Origin of the sequence: Pseudomonas sp. IT-P44 (genome assembly GCF_949768225.1) — a bacterium.
Classification (GTDB): domain Bacteria; phylum Pseudomonadota; class Gammaproteobacteria; order Pseudomonadales; family Pseudomonadaceae; genus Aquipseudomonas; species Aquipseudomonas migulae.
The window spans coordinates 63,854-89,237 of sequence record NZ_CATKQM010000021.1 but is presented as its reverse complement, the minus strand read 5'-3'; the positions used below and the strand labels follow the sequence as shown (position 1 = coordinate 89,237).

Annotated in this window: 15 protein-coding genes and 1 pseudogene; 8 read left to right on the top strand and 8 right to left on the bottom strand. The window is 60.4% G+C overall.

Annotated elements, in window-relative coordinates:
• Positions 1–276: 276 nt before the first annotated feature.
• Positions 277–1,323, bottom strand: a complete 1,047-nt coding sequence (locus ACM6IO_RS12640; RefSeq protein WP_414911567.1) for a FecR domain-containing protein — start codon at positions 1,321–1,323, stop codon at positions 277–279.
• Positions 1,323–1,406 (bottom strand): annotated as a pseudogene (locus tag ACM6IO_RS12635) (RNA polymerase subunit sigma); the annotation flags it as partial. The pseudogene ACM6IO_RS12635 and the gene ACM6IO_RS12640, both read right to left, overlap by 1 nt.
• Before the next feature lie 309 nt (positions 1,407–1,715).
• On the opposite strand from ACM6IO_RS12635, the gene ACM6IO_RS12630 reads away from it, so the two are divergent.
• Positions 1,716–3,596, top strand: a complete 1,881-nt coding sequence (locus tag ACM6IO_RS12630; protein ID WP_414911566.1) for a methyl-accepting chemotaxis protein — start codon at positions 1,716–1,718, stop codon at positions 3,594–3,596.
• Positions 3,597–3,722: 126 nt separating this feature from the next.
• On the opposite strand, the gene ACM6IO_RS12625 is transcribed toward ACM6IO_RS12630, so the two are convergent.
• The 5 genes from ACM6IO_RS12625 to ACM6IO_RS12605 all read right to left on the bottom strand — a co-directional run bounded on the left by ACM6IO_RS12625 (position 3,723) and on the right by ACM6IO_RS12605 (position 10,694).
• Entirely contained in the window at positions 3,723–4,190 is a 468-nt protein-coding gene (locus ACM6IO_RS12625) for an SRPBCC family protein (protein ID WP_414911565.1), read from the bottom strand.
• Between the two features lie 22 nt (positions 4,191–4,212).
• Complete coding sequence (locus tag ACM6IO_RS12620; RefSeq protein ID WP_414911564.1) at positions 4,213–7,629, bottom strand: amino acid adenylation domain-containing protein; 3,417 nt, start codon at positions 7,627–7,629, stop codon at positions 4,213–4,215.
• Between the two features lie 13 nt (positions 7,630–7,642).
• Positions 7,643–8,572, bottom strand: coding sequence for a diiron oxygenase (locus tag ACM6IO_RS12615; RefSeq protein ID WP_192417321.1), 930 nt, complete (start codon positions 8,570–8,572; stop codon positions 7,643–7,645).
• On the bottom strand, positions 8,569–9,345 hold the full coding sequence (locus ACM6IO_RS12610; protein WP_008039599.1) for a DUF3050 domain-containing protein: 777 nt from the start codon (positions 9,343–9,345) through the stop codon (positions 8,569–8,571). The genes ACM6IO_RS12615 and ACM6IO_RS12610 overlap by 4 nt, the downstream gene beginning before the upstream one ends.
• Positions 9,346–9,983: 638 nt before the next feature.
• Positions 9,984–10,694, bottom strand: a complete 711-nt coding sequence (locus ACM6IO_RS12605; RefSeq protein ID WP_008039600.1) for a GntR family transcriptional regulator — start codon at positions 10,692–10,694, stop codon at positions 9,984–9,986.
• Between the two features lie 193 nt (positions 10,695–10,887).
• Here ACM6IO_RS12605 and lapG point away from each other — a divergent pair, with 193 nt between their 5' ends.
• Both lapG and lapD read left to right on the top strand, forming a co-directional pair.
• Complete coding sequence (lapG, locus tag ACM6IO_RS12600) at positions 10,888–11,580, top strand: cysteine protease LapG (protein ID WP_414911563.1); 693 nt, start codon at positions 10,888–10,890, stop codon at positions 11,578–11,580.
• Between the two features lie 14 nt (positions 11,581–11,594).
• Entirely contained in the window at positions 11,595–13,541 is a 1,947-nt protein-coding gene (gene lapD / locus ACM6IO_RS12595; RefSeq protein ID WP_414911562.1) for a cyclic di-GMP receptor LapD, read from the top strand.
• Between the two features lie 150 nt (positions 13,542–13,691).
• On the opposite strand, the gene ACM6IO_RS12590 is transcribed toward lapD, so the two are convergent.
• On the bottom strand, positions 13,692–14,057 hold the full coding sequence (locus ACM6IO_RS12590) for a tryptophan synthase subunit beta (RefSeq protein WP_192226609.1): 366 nt from the start codon (positions 14,055–14,057) through the stop codon (positions 13,692–13,694).
• 499 nt (positions 14,058–14,556) lie between these two features.
• On the opposite strand from ACM6IO_RS12590, the gene bcsQ reads away from it, so the two are divergent.
• From bcsQ to ACM6IO_RS12565, 5 genes are read left to right on the top strand one after another with little or no spacing between them, the layout of a single operon-like run.
• Positions 14,557–15,696, top strand: a complete 1,140-nt coding sequence (gene bcsQ / locus ACM6IO_RS12585; protein WP_207285540.1) for a cellulose biosynthesis protein BcsQ — start codon at positions 14,557–14,559, stop codon at positions 15,694–15,696.
• Positions 15,693–17,915 carry a UDP-forming cellulose synthase catalytic subunit gene (gene bcsA / locus ACM6IO_RS12580; RefSeq protein ID WP_207285541.1) on the top strand — a complete coding sequence of 741 codons (2,223 nt, stop codon included), beginning with the start codon at positions 15,693–15,695 and terminating at the stop codon, positions 17,913–17,915. The genes bcsQ and bcsA overlap by 4 nt, the downstream gene beginning before the upstream one ends.
• A complete protein-coding gene (gene bcsB / locus ACM6IO_RS12575) occupies positions 17,915–20,188 on the top strand; it encodes a cellulose biosynthesis cyclic di-GMP-binding regulatory protein BcsB (protein WP_414911561.1) in 2,274 nt (757 codons plus the stop codon). The genes bcsA and bcsB overlap by 1 nt, the downstream gene beginning before the upstream one ends.
• A complete protein-coding gene (bcsZ, locus tag ACM6IO_RS12570) occupies positions 20,188–21,423 on the top strand; it encodes a cellulose synthase complex periplasmic endoglucanase BcsZ (protein WP_414911560.1) in 1,236 nt (411 codons plus the stop codon). Before bcsB ends, bcsZ begins: the two co-directional genes overlap by 1 nt.
• Positions 21,399–25,376 (top strand): cellulose synthase subunit BcsC-related outer membrane protein, encoded by a 3,978-nt coding sequence (locus tag ACM6IO_RS12565; protein ID WP_414911559.1) that lies wholly within the window; start codon positions 21,399–21,401, stop codon positions 25,374–25,376. The genes bcsZ and ACM6IO_RS12565 overlap by 25 nt, the downstream gene beginning before the upstream one ends.
• Positions 25,377–25,384 lie beyond the last annotated feature (8 nt).

Sequence of the window (25,384 nt, the reverse complement as noted above, 5' to 3'; positions counted from 1 at the left end):
AACGATGCATCGCCGATGGTAGTGTGGGGTTTCCCCATGTGAGAGTAGGTCATCGTCAAGATTGAATTCCGAAACCCCTGTCTGCTAACGCAGACAGGGGTTTTGTCGTTTCGGGCTCGCTAATATCCCGATAGGCCGCCTTCAAGAAACAAAAAAGCCAGCCCCTGAAAATCAAGGGCTGGCTTTTTTGTATGCCGAGTATTTAGAACTGGTAGCTCACTGTGGCGGTTTTCGATCAGTTGCCCACCTGGCGCACAAATTGATCGAGCACATCGCTCAAAGCTCCGGCGGCAACGTTGTAGCGGTGGCTGCTGACTGCCGCTCCAACGTCACCCACCATCGGGTGCGGTAGCGCAGTTGCACGGGCAAGGTCTGCGGAAGGATGGCCAGCAGCTTGTCGGTGTCCTCCAACCGGAAGACACCGGACAGCCGCAAGTCGGCAATATCTGTTGTGCACGTCAGATAACCATGGCGGTAGCGTCCGACCTCCTGCAGGAAATCGCCAAGACGCATGTTGCGGGTGACGATCAGACCGTCGACCCAGGCGCCGACATCCATGGCCTGCGGTGGTGCCAAACGTGCCCGCTGATGATCAATCACATAGTTCTGACCGGCCTGCACCTGAATCGGCATGCCATCGGCAGGCAGTGGTGAATGGATCGCGACCATGCCGCTGGTCACGCTGAGCCGCGTGCAGTCCGCGTCCTGGCGAAGGATGAAACGTGCGGCGACGCCCTCATACACACCGTGGCGACTGTGCACGCGTAGCGGTCGATCCAGTGAAGATCCTTCATCGGCCCCGCCGCACGTCACGATGATTTCGCCACGGGTCAGTTTGATCCGACGCTGGTGCGCGGTGTAGTCCAGATCCACTGAGCTGGCGGTGTTCAGTTCGAGTCGCGTGCCATCCGGCAGCTGGAAACCACGGCGCTCGCCCGTAGCGGTGGCAAAATCCGCGGTCCACTGTTGCCAGCCTGTCAGATCCCTGCCCAGCCATGCTACCGATCCCATCAACAACGCACCCGACAACAGTTTCAAGGCCTGGCGTCTGCCCAGTCCTTGAGCACTGTTTTCCAGCGTGTTGAAGGCGACGTGGGCACCGGGTACCGCATGCAGATTGTTGCTGAGTTCAGCGTGCAGGGACTGCACCCGTTGCCAGGCCAATTCGTGTTCCTGATGTTCTGCCCGCCAGACATCGCATTGCTGGCGCAGCCTGGAATTGCTCGCGTTGTTTCGCAAGCGCAGCAGCCAGTGGATGGCTTGTTTGACCACTTGTTGATGAGGTTCGCCACGCCGACCCAGTGCCGAATTATCCACAGGCATCATGTTGGGTACCGCAGCAGGTAGCAGTGATAGAGCGAATCAGCGACATAGCGCTCCACCGAACGTTGAGAGTGAGCCCTTCGGCTGCATTAGCCCGAACGTCACAAATGATAATTACTCGCATTGTTGTCAAGGGACGGGGAATTTGCAACTGCCGCTCGAACAACCGTCATCACACCAATGCTACTCAAGCCCTCTAGCACGCCGTTCGGCGGGTATCTGACGGAAATACCGGTCATTTCGTACAAGCCCCTAAGATTTATCCCGCCTGTGCCGACAGACTGGTGAGACATGCGTGCACCAAAGTAGAGCGGCCTTAGAGCCGCTTGAGCTGTACATGGAATGTTGCAACCCGGAACGCATCCCCACTTTCTGCATAGAAGCCCTATGAAATGAATCTCAAGTTCAGCCATAAAATCCTGTTGGCCGCCTCCGGCGTCGTGGTGCTGGCTTTTGCGTTGTTCACTTTGTACAACGACTATCTGCAGCGAAATACCATTCGGCAAAACCTCAAATCCTCCGTTCAACAAGCCGGCGACCTGACCGCCAGCAGCGTGCAGAACTGGATGAGCGGCCGCGTGCTGGTGCTGGAAAACCTCGCGCAAAACGTCGCTCATCAAGGCGCCAATGCCGATCTGCCGGGGCTGGTTGATCAGCCGGCCTTCACCTCCAACTTCCAGTTCACGTACGTCGGCCAGACTAATGGCGTGTTCACTCAGCGCCCTGACGCGAAGATGCCGGATGGCTACGATCCGCGTCAGCGTCCCTGGTACAAGCAAGCGGTTGTCGCTGACAAAACCATGCTGACCCCGCCTTACATGGCGGCCGTCGGTGGGTTGGTCGTGACCATCGCCATGCCGGTGAAAAAGAATGGCGAGTTGCTTGGCGTGGTCGGCGGTGACCTGAGCCTGGAAACCCTGGTGAAGATCATCAACTCGGTGGACTTCGGCGGCATTGGCCATGCGTTTCTGGTCAGTGCCGACGGCCAGGTGATCGTCAGCCCGGACAAAGACCAGGTCATGAAGAACCTGAAGGACATCTACCCCAACGCCGGTCTGCGCATCGAGAAGGGCAATCAGCAAGTCACCCTGAACAACCAGGAACGCATCCTCTCGTTCACCCCGGTCAACGGTTTGCCGAATGCTGCGTGGTACATCGGTCTGTCGATCGATAAGGACAAGGCCTACGCACCATTGAGCCAATTCCGCACCTCAGCGTTGATCGCGATGTTTATCGCTGTCACCGTCATTGCGGTGCTGCTGACCCTGCTGATCAACGTGCTGATGCGCCCGTTGACCACCATGGGTCGTGCGATGCAGGACATCGCCCAGGGCGAAGGCGACCTGACCCGTCGTCTGTCCGTGGAAAGCAAAGATGAATTCGGCGAACTGGGCGGCTCCTTCAACCAGTTCGTGGAGCGAATTCACGCGTCGATTTCCGAAGTGTCCTCGGCAACCCGGCAGGTCCATGACCTGTCGCAACGGGTGATGGCTTCGTCCAACGCGTCGATCGTCGGTTCCGACGAACAAAGTGCGCGCACCAACAGCGTGGCGGCGGCGATTAACCAGTTGGGCGCCGCCACCCAGGAAATCGCCCGCAACGCCGCCGACGCTTCGCAGCATGCAAGCGGCGCGAGCGAGCAGGCCGATGATGGTCGTCAGGTGGTGGAAAAAACCATTCTGGCCATGACCGAGCTGTCGCAGAAAATCAGCCTGTCGTGCACGCAGATCGAAACCCTGAACGCGAGCACCGACAACATCGGGCACATTCTCGATGTGATCAAAGGCATCTCCCAGCAGACCAACTTGTTGGCGCTCAACGCCGCCATTGAAGCGGCACGCGCCGGTGAAGCCGGTCGTGGTTTTGCAGTGGTGGCGGACGAGGTACGCAACCTGGCGCATCGCACGCAGGAATCGGCCGAGGAGATTCACAAGATGATCACGTCGCTGCAGGTCGGCTCGCGTGAAGCGGTGACCACCATGAACGCCAGTCAGGTCTCCAGCGAAGAGAGCGTTGAAGTGGCGAACCAGGCGGGTCTGCGTCTGGTCAGCGTGACGAAGCGCATTGGCGAAATCGACGGGATGAACCAGTCGGTGGCGGCAGCGACCGAGGAGCAGACGGCGGTGGTGGAAACCCTCAACGTCGACGTTAACCAGATCAATCTGCTGAATCAGCAGAGTGTGGCCAACCTCAATGAAACGTTGAAGGATTGCGATGCATTGTCGTTGCAGGCGAATCGGTTGAAGCAGTTGGTTGATAGCTTCAAGATCTGATTCAGGTCAGATCTACCGCGTTATCGTTCTTCGCGGGCAAGCCTCGCTCCTACAGGTTACTCGATACCTTGTAGGAGCGAGGCTTGCCCGCGAAGAGGACTGGCGCATCACCGAAAAAAGTGTGTCCTACGCAAACAACTTCAACACATTATTCATCGCATCATCGGCAAACCCCTGCACAAAATCCTTGAACCCCGGCAGCGCCTCGGCGCCACCCTGAGCCGGCTCGGCGATGATGCTCCAGGTCGCTCGGGACTGGCCTTCACCCAGCACCTCAACCGTCATCGCCGCCCACAAATTGGCCACGCCCAAGGTGTTGTAGATCGTGGTCCAGGTCATGCTCCGCGCCTGGTCATCCCGCGAATTGAGTTGCTCGACCACCAGGTTGCCGTCCTTGAAGAATTTCTTGCGCAGCGATGACACGCCTTCGCCGGTCGTCTCGATGTGCGACAACGCCGGGATGAATTGATCGAAGCCGGCAAAGTTGCCGACCACCGCCCAGACTTTTTCGGCCTGCGCCGGCACGTCCACCGAAGACACGACGAGGCAGCCTTGCGGGTTTTTGATCAGGGTATCGGGTTGCAGGTTTTTCATGGTTTTGCTCCGCTTGAGTGATTCAGATGAAGTTGATTTCTTTGAGGTAGTCGCAGCCGCGACGCAGCAGCGCCGGGGATTTTTCCGGGTAGTGCGCGCCCATCTGCCGCACGCCGGCCTGAGCGTTGTCATGGCCGATCATCGAGATGTCGCCGATGTCTTCTTCGAAGCCGTTGAGGTAAAAACCGAGCACGCCGAACAGCGCGTTGTCGCTGTCGACCCGGCCCAATTGCTGCTGCCAGTCGGAGACGCTGACCATGGAGAATTCCCGACCCGCCTCACGGAAGGACGCGACGTAATCGTCCCAACTCAGCGGCTCGGGGTTGTGCAGGTTGAACACCGCTTTTTCCGCTGAATATCGGCTGGCGTGGAAGGCGATGAAACGGGCGAGAAAGTCCACCGGCATCAGGTCGAAATTCAACGCGAATTCCGGCACCTGGCCGAGCTGGATCGAGCCTTTGAGCATCAGCATCAAGCGGTTTTTGTGCGGCTGGCAGACGCCGCTCAGGCTGTTGAAACTGATGTTGCCGGGTCGGTACAGATTGACCCGAACCCCGCGCTCCCGAGCCCTTTCCAGGATCCGTTCGCCTACCCACTTGGACAGGTTGTAGCCATTCTTGATGTAGATCGGCGGGGTCTGCGCGGCGGGCAGTTCGAGCACCCGGCCATCAGCGGAAATCGTGCTCGAAGCCGACAGCGTCGAGACGAAATTGAAGATTTTTTTACTGCGTCCTTCGCACAGGCGCAGGCACTCGAAGATAGGTTCGACGTTGTCCCGCGCCAGCGACTCGTAATCCAGCACGTGATTGACGTTGGCGGCGTTGTGCACCAGCGCGCCGTACTCGCGATCCAGGCGCTCATAAACATCCACCGCAAGCCCCAGCGAGGGCTGTGTGATGTCCGCCGCGTAAACCCGCACCCGGCTCAAATCCAGATGCTCCAGACGGTTTTCCCGCAATGCGTGGGCAAAGCGTTCCGCTGCCGATTGCCCGCTGCCATCGCGCACCAGACACGCCACTTCGCTGGCGCCCCACGCCAACAACGCCTCGACAATATGCACACCGACAAAACTGTTGGCGCCGGTGACGATCACCTTGTGTACATCACCCATGCGACTGACGGGCAGCGGCTCGATATCCAGTTCGCGGAAGGCATCCGCCATGGCCTGTTCGCTCAGCACTTCCTCTGTGCCGGAGCCGCGCACCAGTGTCGCCAGTTTCGCGATGGTCGGCAGTTCGATGAAGCGGTTGATCGAGATGCTGCGACCGAACTCTTCACGCAGGCGCAACAGCATGCGCGACAGCAGGATCGAGTGGCCGCCCAAATTGAAGAAACTTTCGTCGGTGGAAATGTCGCTGGACGGCAACTCCAGCAGCTCGGCCCAGATCTCCAGCAGCAGCGCTTCATCGGCACTGGCCGGCAAGCGTCGCTCGGTGTTTTCGGCGATGCTGACGGGCAGCTCCAGCAGGGCCTTACGATCGACCTTGCCGTTGCTGGCAAATGGCATGCTCGCCAGTTCGGTCCAGGCGGTGGGCTGCATGTAGTCCGGCAGAAACTGGGTGGCGTGTGCTTTCAGCGCTTCACGCGCCGCGCCGGGTAGCGCTTCCTGAGGCTGGGCGAGGAACGCCAGAATCCGCCGTTGGCTGTCGATGACCACGGCCACCTGGCGGTAAAGCTGACTGTCGCGCAGGCAACGTTCGATCTCCTCCGGCTCGACCCGAAAGCCGCGAATCTTTACCTGATTGTCCCGGCGGCCGCACAACTCGATGCCAGCGTCGGTCCACTTCGCCATGTCGCCAGTGCGGTAGGCGCGCAGGTGCTCACCGCTCGGCAGGCTCACGTTCAAATAGCGCTCGGCGGTCTGTTGCGGATTGTTCAGATAGCCCAGGCAGACACCGGGCCCGACGATGTACAACTCGCCGACGGTCTGTTCGGCCACCGGCTGAAAATCCTCGTCGAGAATCAGCACCTGACTGTTGGCAATGGGCGCGCCGAGGGTGCGATTGCTGTCGCCGGCGCGCAGTTGCCGCGCGGTGATCAGCACCGTCGCTTCGGTCGGGCCATAGAGGTTGTAGAGGTTGCCCTGGCGGGTGAGCTGCTCGATGACATAGGGCTCGCACACATCACCACCGGTCATCACATGATCCAGCACCTGCAACTGCTCCAGCGGCAGAATGCTCAACAAGGCTGGTGGCAGAAACGCGTGGCTCAAGCGTTGGTGGCGGATCAGTTCCACCAGTTGCAGCGGATCACGGCGTTGATCGTCGCTGGGCACGATCAGCTCGGCGCCCTGCAACAGGGTCGGGAAAATATCGATCAGCGACGAGTCGAAACTCAACGACGAAAACTGCAGCGCCCGGCTCTGCTCCGTCAGTTGCACATAGTCGGCGTACCACGCGGTGAAGTGCGCGAGGTTGGCCTGGCTGAGCAACACACCTTTGGGATGGCCGGTGGTGCCGGAGGTGTAGAGCGCCATGCACGGCGCATCGAGGTCCGGGCGCTGGCGCATCAATGGTTGGTCGAGATCCACGCTGTCGATGTCGATCGCGCTGATGTCCAGGCTGAGCATCTCGGATGCAAGAGGATGCTGCCCGTCGTGCAGCAGCAACACGGCACCGGCATTCGACAGAATGTAGTGCTGACGTTGCAGCGGATGGCTCGGCTCCAGCGGCAGATACACCGCGCCGCTGCCGAGAATCGCCAGAATCCCCGCATACAACGCACTGCATTTCGGCAGGCAAATGCCGATCACCCACGGCCCGTCGAGTTGTTCGAGCATTGGCTGCAAACGCTGCTGGATGGCGCGGCTGTGAGCGTGCAGTTGGCGATAGCTGAGGGACGTGCCGGCAAGGTTCAGCGCCGGTCTTTCGGCGGACTGCATGAAGCGCTGCTCAAGCCGCTCGATCATCGGCACTTGCGCGAGTTGCAGCAACCGAGGATCAGCAGTGGAATTGAGCCGATGGACGAAGGCCAGGTGCTCCAGGAACCGCAGGCTTTCCAGCCGCTCGAAATGCACCGGGGTCGCTGGCTCGGCCAGTAGAAAATAGTCGGCGTCCCGCGAGAAACGACTGACCAGCAGCGCTACATGATCCACCAGTTCCGCCACCGCCCGCACACGCAATGCCTGGCCGTTGCCCGAAGGCTCGTCGGCAATCGGCACGCGCGTGAGCAGCGTCGAACCGTGCAGGCATAGCAAGTCCAACGTCACAAGACCTGAAGTCGTCGGCTCGCCGATGCCCAGTTGCAGCGTCAGTCGCGATGTCGCGCCGAAGTCCTCATACGGCAGGCTTGTGTCGTCGATCAGCAAATCGAACGGTCCCGCCGCAGGCTGACCAACAGCTTCAAGCCGCATCAGTGAATGACCGTGTTGTTCGAGCTCCAGCGCCAGGTCGGTCAGGGCCTGGCTCTGCCCGATGAGCAGAATGTCGAGACGTCTCATGATGTGCTCCTCGTTAAACCAGGTAGTCGCTCAGGGCTTCTTGAACGCACGGCGAATCGAGCAGCGAACTGCTGCGGAAAAACCGCACGATGTTGGCGACCAGCGGGTGATGGCGGTTGATCGGGAAGGCCAGTCCCGACACTTCGCGCTTGAGTGCGGCGCGCGCGGCTTCGCTGATTTGCAAAGACTCGATCAGGCGGAAGTCGAACGACTTCTGAATGTCGTTGGTCAGGTAATGGCCGATGAACACCGGCAAAATCTGCGCGATGCATCGCCGATCTTCTTCGCTTGCGGTGTGCCAGTAGATGCGCACCAGCCGCGCCCAGAAGCCCGAGTGACGACCCTCGTCGAGCAGGTGATCGGCCATCAAACCCTTGATCGATTGCTTGACCGTGTCGTCCTTGGCAAACGCCGCCACATCGCCGGTGACGGTGTTCTCGGCGATGGCTACGCAGATCAATTCCACGGCACTGCGCAGGTGTTCCGGTGCGAGTGCCACGGCGGCCGGAATCGCCCGGCTCAGTTCGATTTCATCCGGCAGGCCGATGGGCGTGATGCCCGTCATGGCGACGGTTTGCTGCATGAAATCCATCGCCACCAGTGCGTGATAATCCTCGTCCACCACCACGGTCATGGCGTCGTACCGGCAGGCGAACGGGAAGGCCACGGCAAAGCGGTTCTTGGCGATGCTGCGCGCGGTTTTGTCGACGATCTCGGTTTCGAAAATCACCACGTCGTTGATGAATTTGTAGAGCGTCTGCACCAGGGCGAAATCCCGTTGCTCCGGGCATTCGCGCAGAAAGGTTTCACTCAATACCAGCGGTTGGCGACTGAGCGGGTAGATCAGCTTTTCGTCGTTCTCCAGAACGCGGCGCGGTCGGGTGCGGATGGTCGCGCGGCTTTCCCAGGCGTCGGCGAAGGATTGGTAGTCGGCGGCGTTCATGCGTTCACCTCCGCCAACGGCTCACTCATGCTCAGGCGCAGGCCGTCCCACAGGGCAATGCGGCTTTCCACGGCGGCGAGGGCGCTGGCGTAGACGTCTTCTTCGCGTTGCGGATCGCCATTGACCAATCGCGCGAGGAGTTTTTCCGCTGCCGGGCCGTGGTCTTCGGAATCGACTTCGATGTGCCGTTCCAGGTAGTAACGGAAGGTCGGCGCTTGCTCGATACCGATGCCCCAATCGTCGAGAATCCGCTGGAACATCTGCGGAATCACGCTCTCGCGACCGTGCAAAAATGCCGCTGCAACACTGTGACCGGGTGCATGCAGCGCGGTGTGCAAGGTGTGGCGCACGAACTGCGCAGCGGCCGGGTCAACGTCCACGCTCTGCAATGCCACGTCATAACTCACGCCTTCTTGCTGCAGCGCCACGAAGCGTTCGATGACGGCCGTGCTGGCCCCCACTTCGCGCATCGCATCGAGGTACAACTCGAAATGGCTGTAATGGCCGTGGGCCGGACGATCATCGGACTCTTCGCCAAGCACGATCTCGTTGATCAGGCGCGCCGCCTGCGGATCGCTCGGCGGCAGCCAGGGCAGCTGAACGCAGGTCAGTTCCTGTTGCAGGCGCTTGGTCAGCGACATGAAATCCCATACCGCAAACACATGGGATTCCATGAAGCGTTGAAGTACCGAAAGCGAATGTATTTCAGAGAAAATCGGGTGCGCGCTAAGTTCTGCTTTCTTCTGATTAAGACGGTCTTTAGTCGATTTCATGGCGAGCCTATAAGTGGTCCGGAGTGAGGTGTGATCAATAAGTAATGAGTGCTTTAAAAAGTCTGATGGCGAGCGGATGCCTCAAATGAATTGATCGGTATTAGTTGCATATAAGTCTTATGGCTAAAGGGTTGCAGCCAGTAGCCAGTAGTGGCGGAGAAAAACTAATACACGAATAAAGTGCTGGGCAAGTTATTTTTATACTATTTTAAAGTTTAACTTTTTCGGGCGTGACAAGTTCCAATAAGACTTTTTGAATAAGTTTTATTTGGGCGTAGTTGCTCCTTTCGGCTTATATAAGTCGAAATCGAAATAAAGAGTGAATGCCTCACTCGAAGCAACTTTCTAAGGGTGATCGTTAGTGTGATTTGAGGGGTGGAAGTTGGCCGGGACGCCGATGCTTCCTTTCCCGTGGCAAGACTCCTTCCTTAGGTTCTTGATGCGGGGACTGCGCCGCTCATGCGGTGCGTCGCCCGTTTGTTATTCGTTGGCAGCCCAAGAGTGAGCGTAAATCAAGGCAGCCGCTATCACCGACGCGTCATAGGGTCAGTGCAAGGGGCGGGTTTGGCAGAAAGGATGTGCAGGCGCGGCAAGCGCGGGCGAGCAGGTTGACCTGCTCGCGCCGTTGCCGGGGTGATTTATTTCGAGGTTTTTCTGCTTTGCGCTTCGGGGCTTTCGAGATAGCGGGTGATGACCTCGACGCCTCGGTTGAGGTGATGTTCGAGCAGCTTCACCGAACGCTCGATGTCGCGGTCTTCCACCGCCCGCAGCAGCGCACGGTGATCTTCCTGGGACAGTTTGCCCAGGCCCATGGCTTCCAGGTTGAAGCGCAGGAAGCGTTCCTCTTCGTTCAGTCCGTCTTCGACCAGCCTCAAGAGCCGACGGTTAGGCGCCTTGCAATACATCGACATGTGGAACAGGCGGTTCAGCCGGCCGATTTCGGTGTAATCGTGTTCCGTTTCCAGTTCGTCGATGTAGCGGGCGGCCTGCTCGAAGTCTTCGTTGGTGAGCAAAGGGATCGACAGGCGCAGGGCTTCGGACTCCAGAAGGATGCGCAATGCGTAAGTCTCGACGGCGTCGCCCTGAACCAGTGGCGCGACCACCGCACCTTTGTGGGCGACCACGTTAAGCAGTGCATGGGCTTCGAGCTGGCGCAAGGCTTCACGGACCGGCATGCGGCTGACACCGAACAGGTCGGCCAGGTCTTGTTGGCGAAGGGCCGTGCCGCAAGGAATGCGACCATCGAGAATGGCGGCACGCAGGGTCTCTTCGATGACCGAGCGGGCCAAATGCGCGGGAATCGGCCCGTTGACCTTGATACTGCTGAGAGGGTTGGGCTTCTGTGTCACTACAACGCACCCTGAATGACTGAGATAATTTGGATCCAAGAGGACACTAGTGACTGCCTGACAGGTTGTCAAACGCACACAGGGTCACACTTCAAGTTTAGTCGGCCCACAGTGATCTCACCGTGCCATTGTTATTTAACAGGCTAACCTTCAACATCAATCGATTCCACCTGCCCACCCTGGATGCCTCGCATTGGCGGCACGTTTCGCGATCCCTCGGACCTTGCGCTGGTTGTGCTGCGCGTTGCTGCTGGCCGGTGTCATTTCGGGCGGCCTGCACGCCGACTGGGATTTTTCCCTGATCAGCCGTCGGGCGCAGGCGTTGTACGGGCCATTGGGCGAGGGTCAGCAGCGCATCGATGCCTGGCAGCAATTGTTGGCGACGCAGAAGCAACTCAGTGAGCTGGACCAGCTCAATGTGGTCAACCAATTCTTCAACAAACAGATGCGCTATGAAGAGGACATCGAACTGTGGCACGAGGTCGATTATTGGGAAACCCCGATCGAAGCCTTGTGGAAAGGCGCCGGTGATTGCGAAGACTTCGCCATCGCCAAGTATTTCAGCCTGCGCCGCCTCGGCGTTTCCAGTGACAAGTTGCGCATTACTTACGTTAAGGCCCTGAGCCTCAATCGCGCGCACATGGTGCTGACCTACTACGCCAGCCCCGACGCCATGCCGCTGGTGCTCGACAGCCTGATCGACGCGATCAAGCCCGCCAGCCAACGTACCGATCTGTTGCCGGTCTACGCTTTCAATGCCGAAGGCTTGTGGTTGCCGGGTGCCAAGGGCAACAAGAAAGTGGGCGATACCAAGCGGTTGTCCCGTTGGCAGGATGTGTTGAAGAAAATGCAGGCGGAAGGATTCCCGGTCGAAACGATTAACTAGGAGCACGCGCTCAGATGTCTTTGTTCAAACAGCTATTGATCGCTATTTGTCTGTTCCTGGTGGTCGCCTTCACCGGCAGCTTCATGGTCAGCCTCGAGAGCTCGCGCACCCAGTACGTCAACCAGTTGCGCTCCCACGCCCAGGACGCCGCGACGGCGTTGGCGCTGTCGTTGACGCCGAACATCGATGACCCGGCGATGGTCGAGCTGCTGGTCAGCTCGATCTTCGACAGCGGTTACTACGCGAGCATCCGCGTGGTCGATCTGTCGAACGACAAGACGCTGGTCGAACGCAACGGCATCCCGGCGGTCACCAATGTGCCGGACTGGTTCATCAAACTGATCGGCCTGGAACCTGCGGGTGGCGATGCGATTGTCAGCCGTGGCTGGGAGCAGGCCGCGCGGGTCGAAGTGGTCAGCCATCCGATGTTCGCGCTGGCCAAGCTTTGGCAGAGCGCACTGGGCAGTCTCGGCTGGTTGCTGCTTTGCGGCGCGGTGAGTGCGGCGCTCGGTGCGTTGCTGTTGCGCCGGCAATTGAAACCGCTGGACTACATGGTCCAGCAATCTCACGCCATTGCCCGCCGCGAATTCCTCAGCCTGCCGGACCTGCCGCGCACACCTGAATTGCGCCGGGTGGTGCAGGCCATGAACCAGATGGTCGAGAAGCTCAAGGCGTTGTTCCAGGAGCAGGCCGAACGCAGTGAAAAACTGCGCGCCGAGTCCTATCAGGACAACCTGACCGGGTTGGCCAACCGGCGCTATTTCGAGATGCAATTGAACGCGCGGGTGAGCAATCCGGAGCAGGCGAGTTCGGGTTATTTGCTGCTGCTACGGGTCAAGGACCTCGCCGGGCTGAATCAGCGCCTGGGCGGTCAACACACCGATGATTTGTTGATAGCGGTCGGCGAGCAACTGTCCCGCGAGTGCGCCAAATACCCCGAAACGCTGAACCTTGTCACACGGATCCGCGGTGGTGAATTTGCCGTGCTGGCGCCGGGACTGCTGCGCGCAGAAGCGCTGCAACTGGCGCAAAACCTCGACAGCGCCTTGGTCACCCTGCATGCGACCGGCGCCACCGACGTGGCCGCAGTGGCCTTCATCGGGCTGGCGCCGTTTGTGTATGGCGACGCCCCGCAAGCGGTGCTCGGGCTGGCGGATCAGGCACTGGCGCAGGCCGAAGGCCAGGGCGATTCCCGGTGGGTGTGCCTGGACCGCGCAACGTCGGCCCCTGTCGGCGATGATCATCATGCCTGGCACAGCTTGCTCGATCTGGCGCTGAGTCAGCAGCGCTTCGAGCTGTATTTCCAGCCGGTGGTGGCCAGCCAGGACACGACGCGGGTGCTGCATTACAAAGTGCTTTCACGCCTGATCGACGAGCAGGGCCAGGCGATCCCCGCCGGCCGGTTCTTGCCGTGGCTTGAGCGTTTCGGCTGGGCCGCGCGCCTGGACCGCCTGATGTTGGAGCGGGTGCTCGAGCAGATGGCCGACCATGACGCGTCGTTGGCGCTGAACCTGTCCTCGGCGACGCTGGCCAATCCGCAGGTGCTGGGTCAACTCTTCGATATTTTGCGGGCTCATTCCAGTTTGGGGTCGCGGCTGACGCTGGAAATCGGTGAGGAACAACTGCCAGAGCAGGCTGAGCTGGAAGAGCTGACACGGCGCCTACGTGAACTCGGCTTCTCGTTGAGCCTGCAACACTTTGGCGGGCGCTTCAGCATGATCGGCAACCTGGCACGGCTCGGGTTGGCGTATTTGAAGATCGACGGCGTTTACATCCGCGCGATTGATCAGGAGAGCGACAAGCGTTTGTTCATCGAGGCGATTCAGCGGGCGGCGCACAGCATCGACTTGCCGTTGATTGCCGAGCGGATCGAGACGGACGGGGAGCTGGCGGTGATCCGCGAGATGGGGATTTACGGTGTGCAGGGGCAGTTGTTTGGTGAGCCCAAGCCTTGGGGTTAGAACCTTGACCTGAGATGTCAGTCAGACCGCTTTCGCGAGCAAGCCCGCTCCCACAGGGTTTTGTGGTTGATTGCAACTTTGTGATCAGCCCTGATCCTTGTGGGAGCGGGCTTGCTCGCGAAGGCGTCAGCTCAGGCGACAAAGGTTGGATCAGATCAACCCCGAATCATCCTCATCCACCAGATTACTCAACCCACCCAACGCTTCCCGGGCCTGTGACCGGTCCATCAGTTTGGCCTGTGCGGCGGCCGGCAGGTCGGTGACGCGAATCACGCCCTTATCGGTCAGCACCTGAATCAGGTCGTCGAGTACCCGGATCATGTCCAGGTCACTTTGCCTCAATTGCTTGAGTTGTTTGATTTGCTGAAGTTGTTTGTGGCTGGTCGCCATGACTTCGCTGGCAAACCAGGCTTGAAGATCGGGATGGTCGGCCGGGAGTATTTCGGTAGACCCGGCATAGGCCTCGGTTTCCACGCGCATCAGTTGGCCGTCTGCATTGCGTTGCACGTAGAACATAGAGCATCCCTCATGAATGACCCGCATAGGTCTGTCAGCAGCATAGCCAACGGAGCGGTGGCTGGATGTCAAACCGTGGCAAAACATGCTTATGAACTAAGTAACTAATTGATTTAAAAGATATATACGAAACAACTAAACGTCTGTTCGTTAATTGCCAGGGTAAATGGTCCGCTTATTGCTCCGTTGTTACTTGTGTTCGTGATGTTGTCAGCGACTGAATGAGCCTGCCATTCGGCGCCAAAATGAGCGGCCGTTCAGGCTTGAGTGGATAATCGCGCGCCGTCCGGTCGAGCCGTTTTTTCGGTGAATGCATGCATAGATCTGCAGCCAAAAAAACAGCGCCAAGTCAAAAAAATGGCGATTAAAAAATAATTTTGATCGCGATTAAGTATTACGCTAGTGTAGTTCAAAATATTGACGATATCATTTTAGTGGCTCACCTCGACGGACCGTCACGAGCTTCGTGTTCTATCTCAGTAAGCGCCTCGGGCAGTCTATGAATCGTACAGACGATATATCGAACCTGTTCAACAGGTTCGGGGCAAGTGCGGACAGCTATCTCGAATTCGATAGCCATTTTGACTACAAAGAAAAGCCGTTGGCGCTGGTGCCGACTACGCCTGTGTCCGTGGTGATTGAAGCCCCTCAGGCCGCTATTGAGGTGGTTGAAGCCGCACCGGTCGAGCGCGCGCTCCATGACGAGGCTGAACTGCCGCCCGTCAAAATCCCCCAGGTTGCTGCGCCGCTTCGCCATTTACTGGCCGAGGTCGCGCTGGCGCGTCAGGCAGAAGCGCAGGCACGCAACGAAGAGGCGCTGCGCCAGGTGCTGCCTCATGGCCGTCCGAGCAAAACCAAGGCGCATGTCATCGCGTTGATATCGGGCAAGGGCGGTGTTGGCAAAAGCACCCTGGCCTCGGCGCTGGCCACCCTGTTGCGGGTTGAGCACGGTCAGACGCTGGCCATCGACCTCGATCCGCAAAATGCCTTGCAGCATCACCTGGGTGCCGAGCCGGATGTGGCGGGCATGGCCAACGCCAGCCTGCAGGGTGAAAACTGGAATTCACTGCTGTTGGCCGGGCCGGCCGGCTCATTGTTGCTGCCTTATGGTGCGGTCACTGAAGATGAGCGCCGGACACTGGAACGCTATCTGGAAAACGATCGATTCTGGCTGGCCCGTCAGCTGGCGAACATGGCGCTGGGCGAAAACGACGTGGTGATTCTCGACACGCCACCGGGTCGTACGGCTTACCTGGACCAGGCCTTGATGGTGGCTGATCAGGTGCTGGTGGTGGTGACCGCCGACGCCGCGTGCTTCCTGACACTGGACCCGATGCAGCGCTTGCTCGACGAACGCAAGGCCCGGGGGCAGGCTCCGCAGTGCAATTACTTGATCAATCAGTTCGACGCCTCCCGAGCGTTTTGCCGGGATATGCAAGAGGTGCTCAAGCGCCGTCTCGGTAATGATCTGCTGGGGGCCGTGGCGCTGGATCACAGCATCGGTGAGGCGTTGGCGTACGGTCAAAACCCGTTGCTGGAACCGGGCTTTTCCCCAGCCTGCCGAGACATGCGAGTCCTGAGTGACACGCTCAAGGTGCAATTGAAATCGATGGATATCGCGGAGTCGTACGCTTCGTGATTACAGCCTCAGCTCCCGATACCGAAGCCCTGACGCGATCGCAGCGTTGGGCGCAGGCGCTGTCCGAACGCGTAGACAGTTTGCCCAAGGCATTGCGTCGAGCGTTGATCCTCGGCGTCACGCTGATGTGCGCGCTGATGGCTGTTTTTATCATCACGGTGCCGTTCGATCTGTATTCGCAGTGCTTCTTTGCGGCGGGTTGCTTCGCCACCGCGTTGGTGCTGCGCAAGATTCCGGGGCGCCTGACGGTGATGGTGCTGATCGGTTTGTCACTGACGGCATCCCTGCGCTACCTGTACTGGCGGCTGACGTCCACCCTCGGTTTCGAAGGCTGGCTGGACATGCTGTTTGGCTACGGCCTGGTCATGGCCGAGCTGTACGCGATGATCGTGCTGGTGTTCGGTTACATCCAGACCGCCTGGCCACTGCGCCGCAAACCGATATTGATGAGCGGCCCGCCCAGTGAATGGCCGACGGTCGATGTGTTCATCCCGTCGTATAACGAAACACTGGATATCGTCAAAGTCACGATCTTCGCCGCTCAGGCCATCGACTGGCCTCGCGACAAGCTGCGCGTGCATGTTCTCGATGACGGGCGCCGCGAAGACTTCCGCGAGTTCTGCGGGCAGATCGGCGTCAACTACATCGTTCGTGACAACAACCGCCACGCCAAGGCAGGCAATCTCAATGAAGCGTTGAAGGTCACCAGTGGCGAGTTCGTGGCGATTTTCGACGCCGACCACGTGCCCACACGCTCTTTCCTGCAGGTGAGTATCGGCTGGTTCCTCAAGGACCCGAAGCTGGCGATGCTGCAAACGCCGCACTTCTTTTTCTCCCCTGACCCGTTCGAAAAAAACCTCGACACCTTCCGTTCCGTGCCGAACGAAGGCGAGCTTTTCTACGGTCTCGTACAGGACGGCAACGACCTGTGGAACGCGACGTTCTTCTGCGGTTCCTGTGCCGTCATCCGCCGTGAACCGTTGCTGGAAGTCGGTGGCGTGGCCGTCGAGACTGTGACCGAAGACGCCCACACGGCGCTCAAACTCAACCGTGCCGGCTACAACACTGCGTACCTGGCCATTCCTCAGGCGGCGGGCCTGGCGACGGAAAGCCTGTCGCGGCACATCAGCCAGCGGATTCGCTGGGCACGGGGCATGGCGCAGATTTTTCGCACCGATAACCCGCTGTTCGGCAAGGGCCTCAGCCTGGGCCAGCGTCTGTGCTACGTGAACGCGATGCTGCACTTTTTCTATGGTTTGCCGCGTCTGGCGTTCCTCACCGCGCCGCTGGCCTTTCTGATTTTCGACGCGCGGATCTACCACGCCTCGGCCTTGATGATTACCGCTTATGTGCTGCCGCACATCCTTCACGCCAGCCTGACCAACTCCAGTATTCAGGGGCGGTTCCGCCATTCGTTCTGGAACGAGGTCTACGAGACGGTACTGGCCTGGTACATCATGGGCCCGGTGCTGATGGCGCTGGTCAATCCCAAGTTCGGCGGCTTCAACGTGACCGACAAGGGCGGGATCATCGACAAGAAGTACTTCGAATGGAAGCTGGCGCGCCCCTACATCATCCTGCTGAGTCTGAACGTCGTCGGCATGATCATCGGTGTGGTGAAGCTGATGGAGGGCGCGGACGATGCGGCGACCACGATCCTGATCAACCTGGCCTGGACCGTTTACAACATCATCATCACCAGCGCCTCGGTGGCGGTGGCCAGTGAAACCCGGCAGATGCGTTCCGAGCCGCGGGTTGCGGCGGCGTTGCCGATGCGCCTGACCCGTGCCGACGGCAGTGTCATCGAAGGCACCACTCTCGATTTCTCGCAAAAAGGCCTGGGCTTCCGTTTGCCTGACGGGGTGACGGTTCCCCAGGGCGAGCGGGTACAGATCTCGCTGTTTCGCAATCAACACCTGAGCGTGTTCCCGGCAGTGATTGTGTTCAGTCGCGGCACCGTTTTGGGCGCGCAGTTCGATCAGTTGACGCTGCGCCAGCAAAGCGAACTGGTGCGCCTGACCTTCTCGCGCGCCGACACCTGGGCGTCGACCTGGGGCAGCGGTCAGGTCGATACGCCGCTGGTGGCGTTGCGCGACGTCAGTGCCATTGGCCTGCGCGGTATCTACGAACTCTTCAAGGCCACGGTCCTGGAAGCGCGAGCCTGGCTGCGCAACCGTCGTCCACCCCCACCCCTCTTAGAAAACGTTCTGGACAAGTGATGAACTCGAAGTCTTTCGCTGTCGGTAACCTGCGCGGCGTTCGCCGCGCTCTGGCTCGTGCGACCTGCACCTTGCTGGCGTTGGGGAGTGGTGTCGCGGCGTTCGCCGAAACGGTGCCGGCGACCAGTGCCACGGCAGGTGCCGGCAACTACAGCCTGACGCTCAAGCAGCTGGGCCGGAACTATCCGATGACCCTGCGCGGCGTCGAGTCCGCCGACAGCGTCAACTTCGACGTGCGCGCCGATGCGATCGTGACCGGCGCGCACCTGACGTTGCAATACACCTACTCCCCTGCGCTGCTGGCCGACCTTTCGCAGATCAACGTGATGGTCAACGATGAGGTGGCTGCCAGCCTGCCATTGCCCAAGGAAAACGCCGGGGCGATGCAAAAACAGGTGGTGGAGATCCCTGCTCACCTGATCACCGAGTTCAACCGTTTGAGCCTGCAGTTCGTCGGCCACTATTCGATGAGTTGCGAAGACCCGCAGCACTCCAGCCTGTGGGCCAGGATCAGCAACAACAGTCAGCTCGACATTCAAGTGTCGCCACTGACCTTGCCGGACGATCTGGCGATCCTGCCGTTGCCGTTTTTCGACCGTCGGGATGCGCGTCAGCTGAGCTTGCCGTTTGTGTTTGCCGCTGCGCCAGACAACAGCACCCTGGAAGCCGCCGGCGCACTGTCGTCGTGGTTCGGCGCTCAGGCCAGCTATCGCGGCGCGGTGTTTTCCTCGCGCTTCAACCAACTGCCGGCCAGCGGCAATGCCGTGGTGCTGCTCAGTGGTCCTGATGCGCTGCAACTCGGTGGTTTGACGCTGCCGGCGGCGACAGGGCCGACCCTGACGCTGATGAGCAATCCCAACGATGCGAACGGCAAATTGCTGGTGATCACCGGTCGCGACGGGGCGGAACTCAAGCGCGCCGCGACGGCGTTGGTGCTGGGCAGTCAGGCGTTGTCGGGCAGCCGCGTGGTGATCGACCATCTCGACAACGTGCAGCCACGCAAGCCGTACGATGCACCGAACTGGTTGCCCACCGATCGTCCGGTCAAGCTGGGGGAGTTGATTGCGGCCAAGCAATTGAATGTCGCCGGCTACAACCCCGGCGAGATCACCGTGCCGCTGAATTTCCCGCCGGACCTGTTCACCTGGCGCGACGAAGGCGCACCGCTGGACCTCAAATACCGCTACACCCCGCAGGAGAAATCCTCCAACTCGTCGTTCATTGTCAGCTTCAACGACGGGCTGATTCAGTCTCGCAACCTGCCGTCCCAAGACAAACTCGACAGCGGTGTGCTCAGCGCGCTGAAGACCAACGACAGCCTGGCCCGCGAAGTTCGTGTGCGCCTGCCGTTGAACTCGGTCGCCCTGCAATCGCGTCTGCAACTGCGCTACATGTTCGATTACATCAAACAAGGCGAGTGCGGCGACATCATCATCGACAACATGCGCGGCAGCGTGGACCCGGAATCGACCCTGGACCTGCGCGGCTACGACCACTTCATGGCCATGCCCAACCTCGGCGTGTTCAAGGATGCAGGCTTCCCGTTCACCCGTTTGGCCGACCTGTCGCAAACCGCCGTGGTGCTGCCGGATAACGCCGGGGCTACTGACCTGGATGCCTACCTCACGGTGCTCGGACGGTTTGGTCAGTCCACCGGTTACCCGGCCACCGGCGTACAGGTGACGCAAGCGGCGCAGGTCGCGACGGCTGCCGACAAGGATCTGCTGGTGTTGGCGTCCGGTGCCAACCAGCCGCTGCTGACCCTGTGGGCCGACCGTCTGCCGGCGGCCGGGAATGACGGCCAGCAACGTTTCGAACTGTCCGATTTGCCCATGCGCGTACGGGATTGGTTCAGCCCCGACCCGGATGCCAACCAGCGCAAGGCGCGGCTGGCCATGGCGTTTTCCGGCGGGCAACGCAACACCTACCTGACCGGTTTCGAGTCGCCGCTGAAGAGCGGTCGCAGCGTCGTGGTGATTGCCAGCGACCGGCCGGAAGGCCTCACCGAAGCGACCAAAGCCTTGGTCGGTGGCGAGGAGTACACCCAGTCGATCCAGGGCAGCCTGGTGGTGGTTCGCGGCAAATCCATCGAAGCGCTAGTGGCGGACGAGCAGTACTACGTCGGCGAACTCGGACCGTTCAAGTACGTGCAATGGATGTTGTCGCGGCATTTGGGCTGGATGTTTGCGCTGACCGGGCTGGCCATCGTGCTGCTCAGTGGTCTGGCGTACGTGTCGCTGCGTGCCCGCGCCAAACGACGTCTTGAGGTGTGATGCTCGTGCCCGCCTTCGCCCATAAACGCCCGTGCCGTGCCGCTGTGATCGCGCTGTCGACGCTGCTGCTGGCATGGCTGCTGCCCGCCACCGCCCAGGCGCAACGTTGCGAGGCATCGACCTGGCCGTTGTGGCAGACGTTCGTCGAGCACTTTGTGCAACCCGACGGGCGTGTGCTGGACGCCAGCACGCCGCAACATCACAGCTCGTCTGAAGGTCAGTCGTACGCCATGTTCTTCGCCCTGGTGGCGAATGACCGGGTCACCTTCGACAAGCTGTGGCGCTGGAGTCAGGACAACCTCGCCCAAGGCGATATCAAGAACAATCTGCCAGGTTGGTTCTGGGGCCTGGACGAGCAGGGCCAATGGCGCCTGCTGGACAGCAATTCGGCGTCAGACGCCGATCTCTGGTTCGCCTACGCGTTGCTCGAAGCCGGAAGACTTTGGCAGAGCGACGCCTACACCCAGGCGGCGCGCCAGATCCTGCACAACGTTGTCACCCAGGAGGTCGAGGACCTGCCGGGGCTGGGCAAAATGCTGATGCCGGGGAAATTCGGATTTATCAAACCCGACCTCGACAAACCTGAGCTGTGGCAGCTCAACCCCAGTTACCTGCCGATTCCGGTGCTGCGCCGATTCGCCGACATCGATCGCAACGGACCGTGGGCGGAAATCGCCACGAACACCGCGACCCTGATCAAGGCCGTCAGCTACAAAGGCTTCGTTGCCGATTGGGTCAGTTATCGCCGCACCGGGCCGGGTAAGGGCGAGTTCATCGTCGACCCGGTCAAGGGTGAATTGGGCAGTTACGATGCGATCCGCACGTACCTGTGGGCGGGCGTAATGCCCGTCAAGGACCCGCTGCGCAAACCGCTGCTCGGCAGCCTGGGCGGCATGCTCGCCGCCACGCTCGCCGACGGTGTGCCGCCAGAGAAAGTCCAGGTGCTCAGCGGTCAGCGCAGCGGTGCCGGCCCCTTCGGTTTTTCCGCCGCGCTGCTGCCGTATTTCAAAGCGCTGGGCAATGCGTCACTGCAACAGCAACAGGCCTTGCGCGTGCAGCAACTGATGGCCCAGACCCTGACCCCCGAAGCGGTCCAGGCAAAGCAGCCACCCTATTACTTTTTTGTACTGAGCCTGTTTTCGCTGGGCTACATGGACAACCGCTACCACTTCCTCGATCACGGGAAGTTGCAACCGATGTGGGAGAAGCAATGCCAGCGCGCCGTCACGCCATAGCCTTCGGGGTTCTCGCCGCCCTGATCCACAGCAGCAGCTTTGCCGCGCTCAATGGTGCCGGCAAGGCGCTGCTGCAACAGGGGCAATACTGGCAGGCACAAGGTGACCAGGTCCGGGCCACCGAAGCCTGGAAAAAACTGCTGCTGATCGATCCGCAGCAAGCCGATGCGATTTACGGTCTGGGCTTGCTGGAGCTCAAGGCCAACCGTCTTGCTGGTGCCAATCGCTACCTGGATCAGCTCAAGCAATCCCATCCCGGCGAATCGCAAACGTTGCTGCTGGAACAGGCCATCGCCTTGCAGAGCGGCAACAATCTCGATCAGTTGGAGCAGGCGCGCCTGCTGGCAACGGCGGGCGAGCTGGACAAGGCCATGCCGATTTATCGGCAGATCTTCGCGGACAAGGCACCTCAAGGGGAGCTGGGCCTGGAGTTCTACAACTACCTCGGTTACTCGACCGGTGGCTGGACCGAGTCGCGCCAGGGCCTGGAGCGTTTGCTGCAACAAAGCCCGGACAACGCCAAGATCAAACTGGTGTTGGCCAAGCTGCTGCTGCGTAACGAAGCGACACGTACCGACGGTATTCGTCGCTTGGGTCAGCTTTCGACCCTGCCCGAACTGGGCGGTGAGGCTACCGAAAGTTGGCGCGAGGGTCTGGTGTGGCTGGGTTCACCACGAGCGGCGGAGATCCCGTTGTTTGAGGAGTACCTCAAGGCCAATCCGGATGACGCCGAGATTCGCACGCAAATGAACAGCCGTGGCACGGCTGCCGTGGCTGCCCAGCAGAATCCGAACCTGGCACGCGGTTTCAAGGCGCTTCAGGACAACCAGTTGAATGTCGCCGAGCAAGCCTTTCTGGCGCGACTCAAAGAACAAGCGCAGGACGCCGACGCGTTGGGCGGCCTGGGGATCGTTCGTCAGCGTCAGGGCCGCTTGAGCGACGCCAATGAATTGCTCAAGCGTGCCGCCGGCCGTGGCGGCAACCCGCGCTGGCAAGCGGCGCTGGAGAGCAATCGTTACTGGGATCTGCTGGGCCAGGCTGACAAGGCCAAATCTGACCATGACCTGGTGCGGGCGCGCAGCCTGTTGCAACAGGCCATCGCCAGTAAGCCGCGACAAGTCGAAGGCTATGTCGCTTTGGGTGGTGTGCAAGCGGAGCAGAACCAGTTGGACAATGCCGAGGCGAGCTATCGTCAGGCACTGACCCTGGACAATGACAACCCTGCGGCCCTGCTGGGGCTGATCACCGTGCTGGCGCAAAACGGTCAGGCCAGCCAAGGGTTGCGAATGATCGAAGGGCTGAACCCGGCCCAGCAAAAACGCCTTGGCGATTTGCGGCCATTGCGTGCCGCCGTCGCGGTCGGCCAGGCGAAAAATGCCGAGCGCAGCGGCGACCTCAACGGCGCGATTGCCGCGCAACAGGAAGCCGTGCGCAACGACCCGCAAAATGTCTGGACGCGCTATGACCTGGCGCGTCTGTACGTGCAAGCGAAGGTCCCGGACAAAGCCCGGCAGACCATGGCGGAGCTTCTTAAGGCCGATCCGCAGCGCGTTGATGCGCTGTACGTCAGCGCATTGCTGTCGAGCCAGTTGGGTGAATGGTCGAACGCGCAAAGCACGCTCGAGCGCATCCCGGTGAGCCAGCGCAGCACGGCGATGCAACAACTGGCCAACGAGGTTCAAGTGCAATCCCTGGCCAGCCAGGCCTCGACCCTGGCCAAACAAGGTGACCGCAGCCAAGCCATCACGTTCCTGCGTCGTGCCGAACTGGCGGCCAACGGCAAACCCGAATCATTGGGCATGCTGGCCTCGGCGTACGTCGATGCCGGTGATACCGAACACGCGTTGTCGATGCTGCGCAACGCCATGGCACAAAGCAGCACACCGTCGGCGTCGCTGCGCCTGGCGTACGCCGGCGTGCTGCTGAAGACCGGTGACGACGTGCAGGTCAATCAGATCCTGCACGAGCTGCAAAGCCAGCCATTGGCGGCGGCGGATCAGCGCAGTTACGACCAATTGTTGTACCTCTACACCGTGCGTCAGGCCGATCTGTTGCGGGAAAAGGGTGACCTCGTGGCGGCCTACGACACGCTCGCGCCGGCCCTGGCTCAGCGCCCGAATGACCCGTTGGCGGTTGGCGCGCTGGCGCGCATGTACCTGGCCAACAACAACGCCAAAAAAGCCATCGAGCTGTATCAACCGTTGCTCGACCAGGCGCCGAATGATCCGCAGCTGCAGATCGGCATGGCCCAGGCCTTGAATCAGTCCGGCGATTATCGCGGCGCCGAGAAAGCCATGGACAAAGCGCTGGAACTGGCACCGAACGATGCGCCGATTCTCGCCACCGCTGCCAGTCTGTATCGCGCCCAAGGCAAGAACGCCAAGGCCGCGCAGCTGTATGCGCGCGCCCTGGCACTGCAAGCGCCGAGCAAGGAAGACGCCAATCCGTTTGCCGGGACCGTGGCTGCCAACCCGTTCGTGGGCAAGGCTGGCCAGCGCAGTCAATCGCGGCTGGCCGAGGCTACGCTGTCGCAAATTCCGGCGCCTGCACAGGTGCAAGTTGCGCAGGCGGCGGATGAGGCCGAGCCGGCCCTATCGAATGCCCTGGCGAGCAATGGCAGCGCTGGCGCTTACGCTGTGCAACCCGCGCGGGCCCCGGCCAAGCCGACGGACCCGCAGGCAGAAGCCCGCCAGGCGATGCAAAGTGCGCTGGACCAGATTGATCAGGAACGCAGCCCGCGTGTCACTCAAGGCGTGACCATCCGCAGCAATGACAGCGAGTCGGGCCTGAGCAAAATCACCGACGTCGAAACGCCGCTGGAAATCAGTGTGCCGCTGGGCGATGACCGTCTGGCGCTGCGCGTTACGCCGGTGTCGCTGAACGCCGGTGGCATCAGTGATCCTGCCAAGTCGCGCTTCGGTGGTTTCAATGAGCAGCAGATGGCCGCGTTGCAAGCCCAGTTGGCGAACAACACGAACCCGGTCCAGACCGATTTTCTGCGTAATCAGATCAGCGGCCCGATCGGGCGCCAAAAGGACACGGGTGTCGGCCTGGCCGTGGCTTACGAGAACCCGTCGCTGGGGCTGAAAACCGATCTGGGCGCAAGCCCCATGGGTTTCCTCTACAGCACCGTGGTCGGTGGTATCAGCATTGATCGCTCGTTCACCGAAGGCAGCGATTTCCGCTACGGCCTGAGCCTGTCGCGGCGCCCGGTGACCGACAGCCTGGTGTCTTTCGCCGGTGCGCGAGACGCCCGCAGTGGTCTGGAATGGGGCGGCGTCACCGCCAATGGCGGGCGTTTGCAACTGAGCTATGACAATGGCGATTACGGCGTCTATGGCTACGGTGGCCTGCACAAACTGGTGGGCAACCACGTCGAATCCAACAGCCGTGCCGAGGCCGGCACCGGTGTCTATTGGTACTTGCTCAATGACGACAGCCGTCAGCTGACCGCCGGCCTGAGCCTCACCGGCATCAGCTACGACAAGAACCAGGGCAACTTCACCTATGGCAATGGCGGTTACTTCAGCCCGCAAAACTTCTTTTCCATCGGCGTGCCAATCGGCTGGTCGCAACGCACCGATCGCTTGAGTTACTCGATCAAGGGCTCGGTCGGCGTGCAGCACATCGAACAGGATGCGACGCCGTACTTCCCGAACGACAACGACATGCAGAGCGTGCTGAGTCAGGTCTCGCAGCAGTACGCCGCGGCCGGGATCATTGTGCCGACCCAGTACTCGGGACAGAACAAGACAGGCGTCGGTTACAACCTGAATGCGGCCGCCGAGTACCGTTTTGGCGACAACGTCTTCCTGGGTGGCAGCTTCGGCCTGGACAACGCCCGGGACTACAAGCAATTCACCGGTGGTTTGTACCTGCGGTACATGTTTGAAGACTTCACCGGTCGCATGGCGATGCCGGTCAGCCCTTACCGTTCCCCTTATTCGAATTAAGCAGCAGG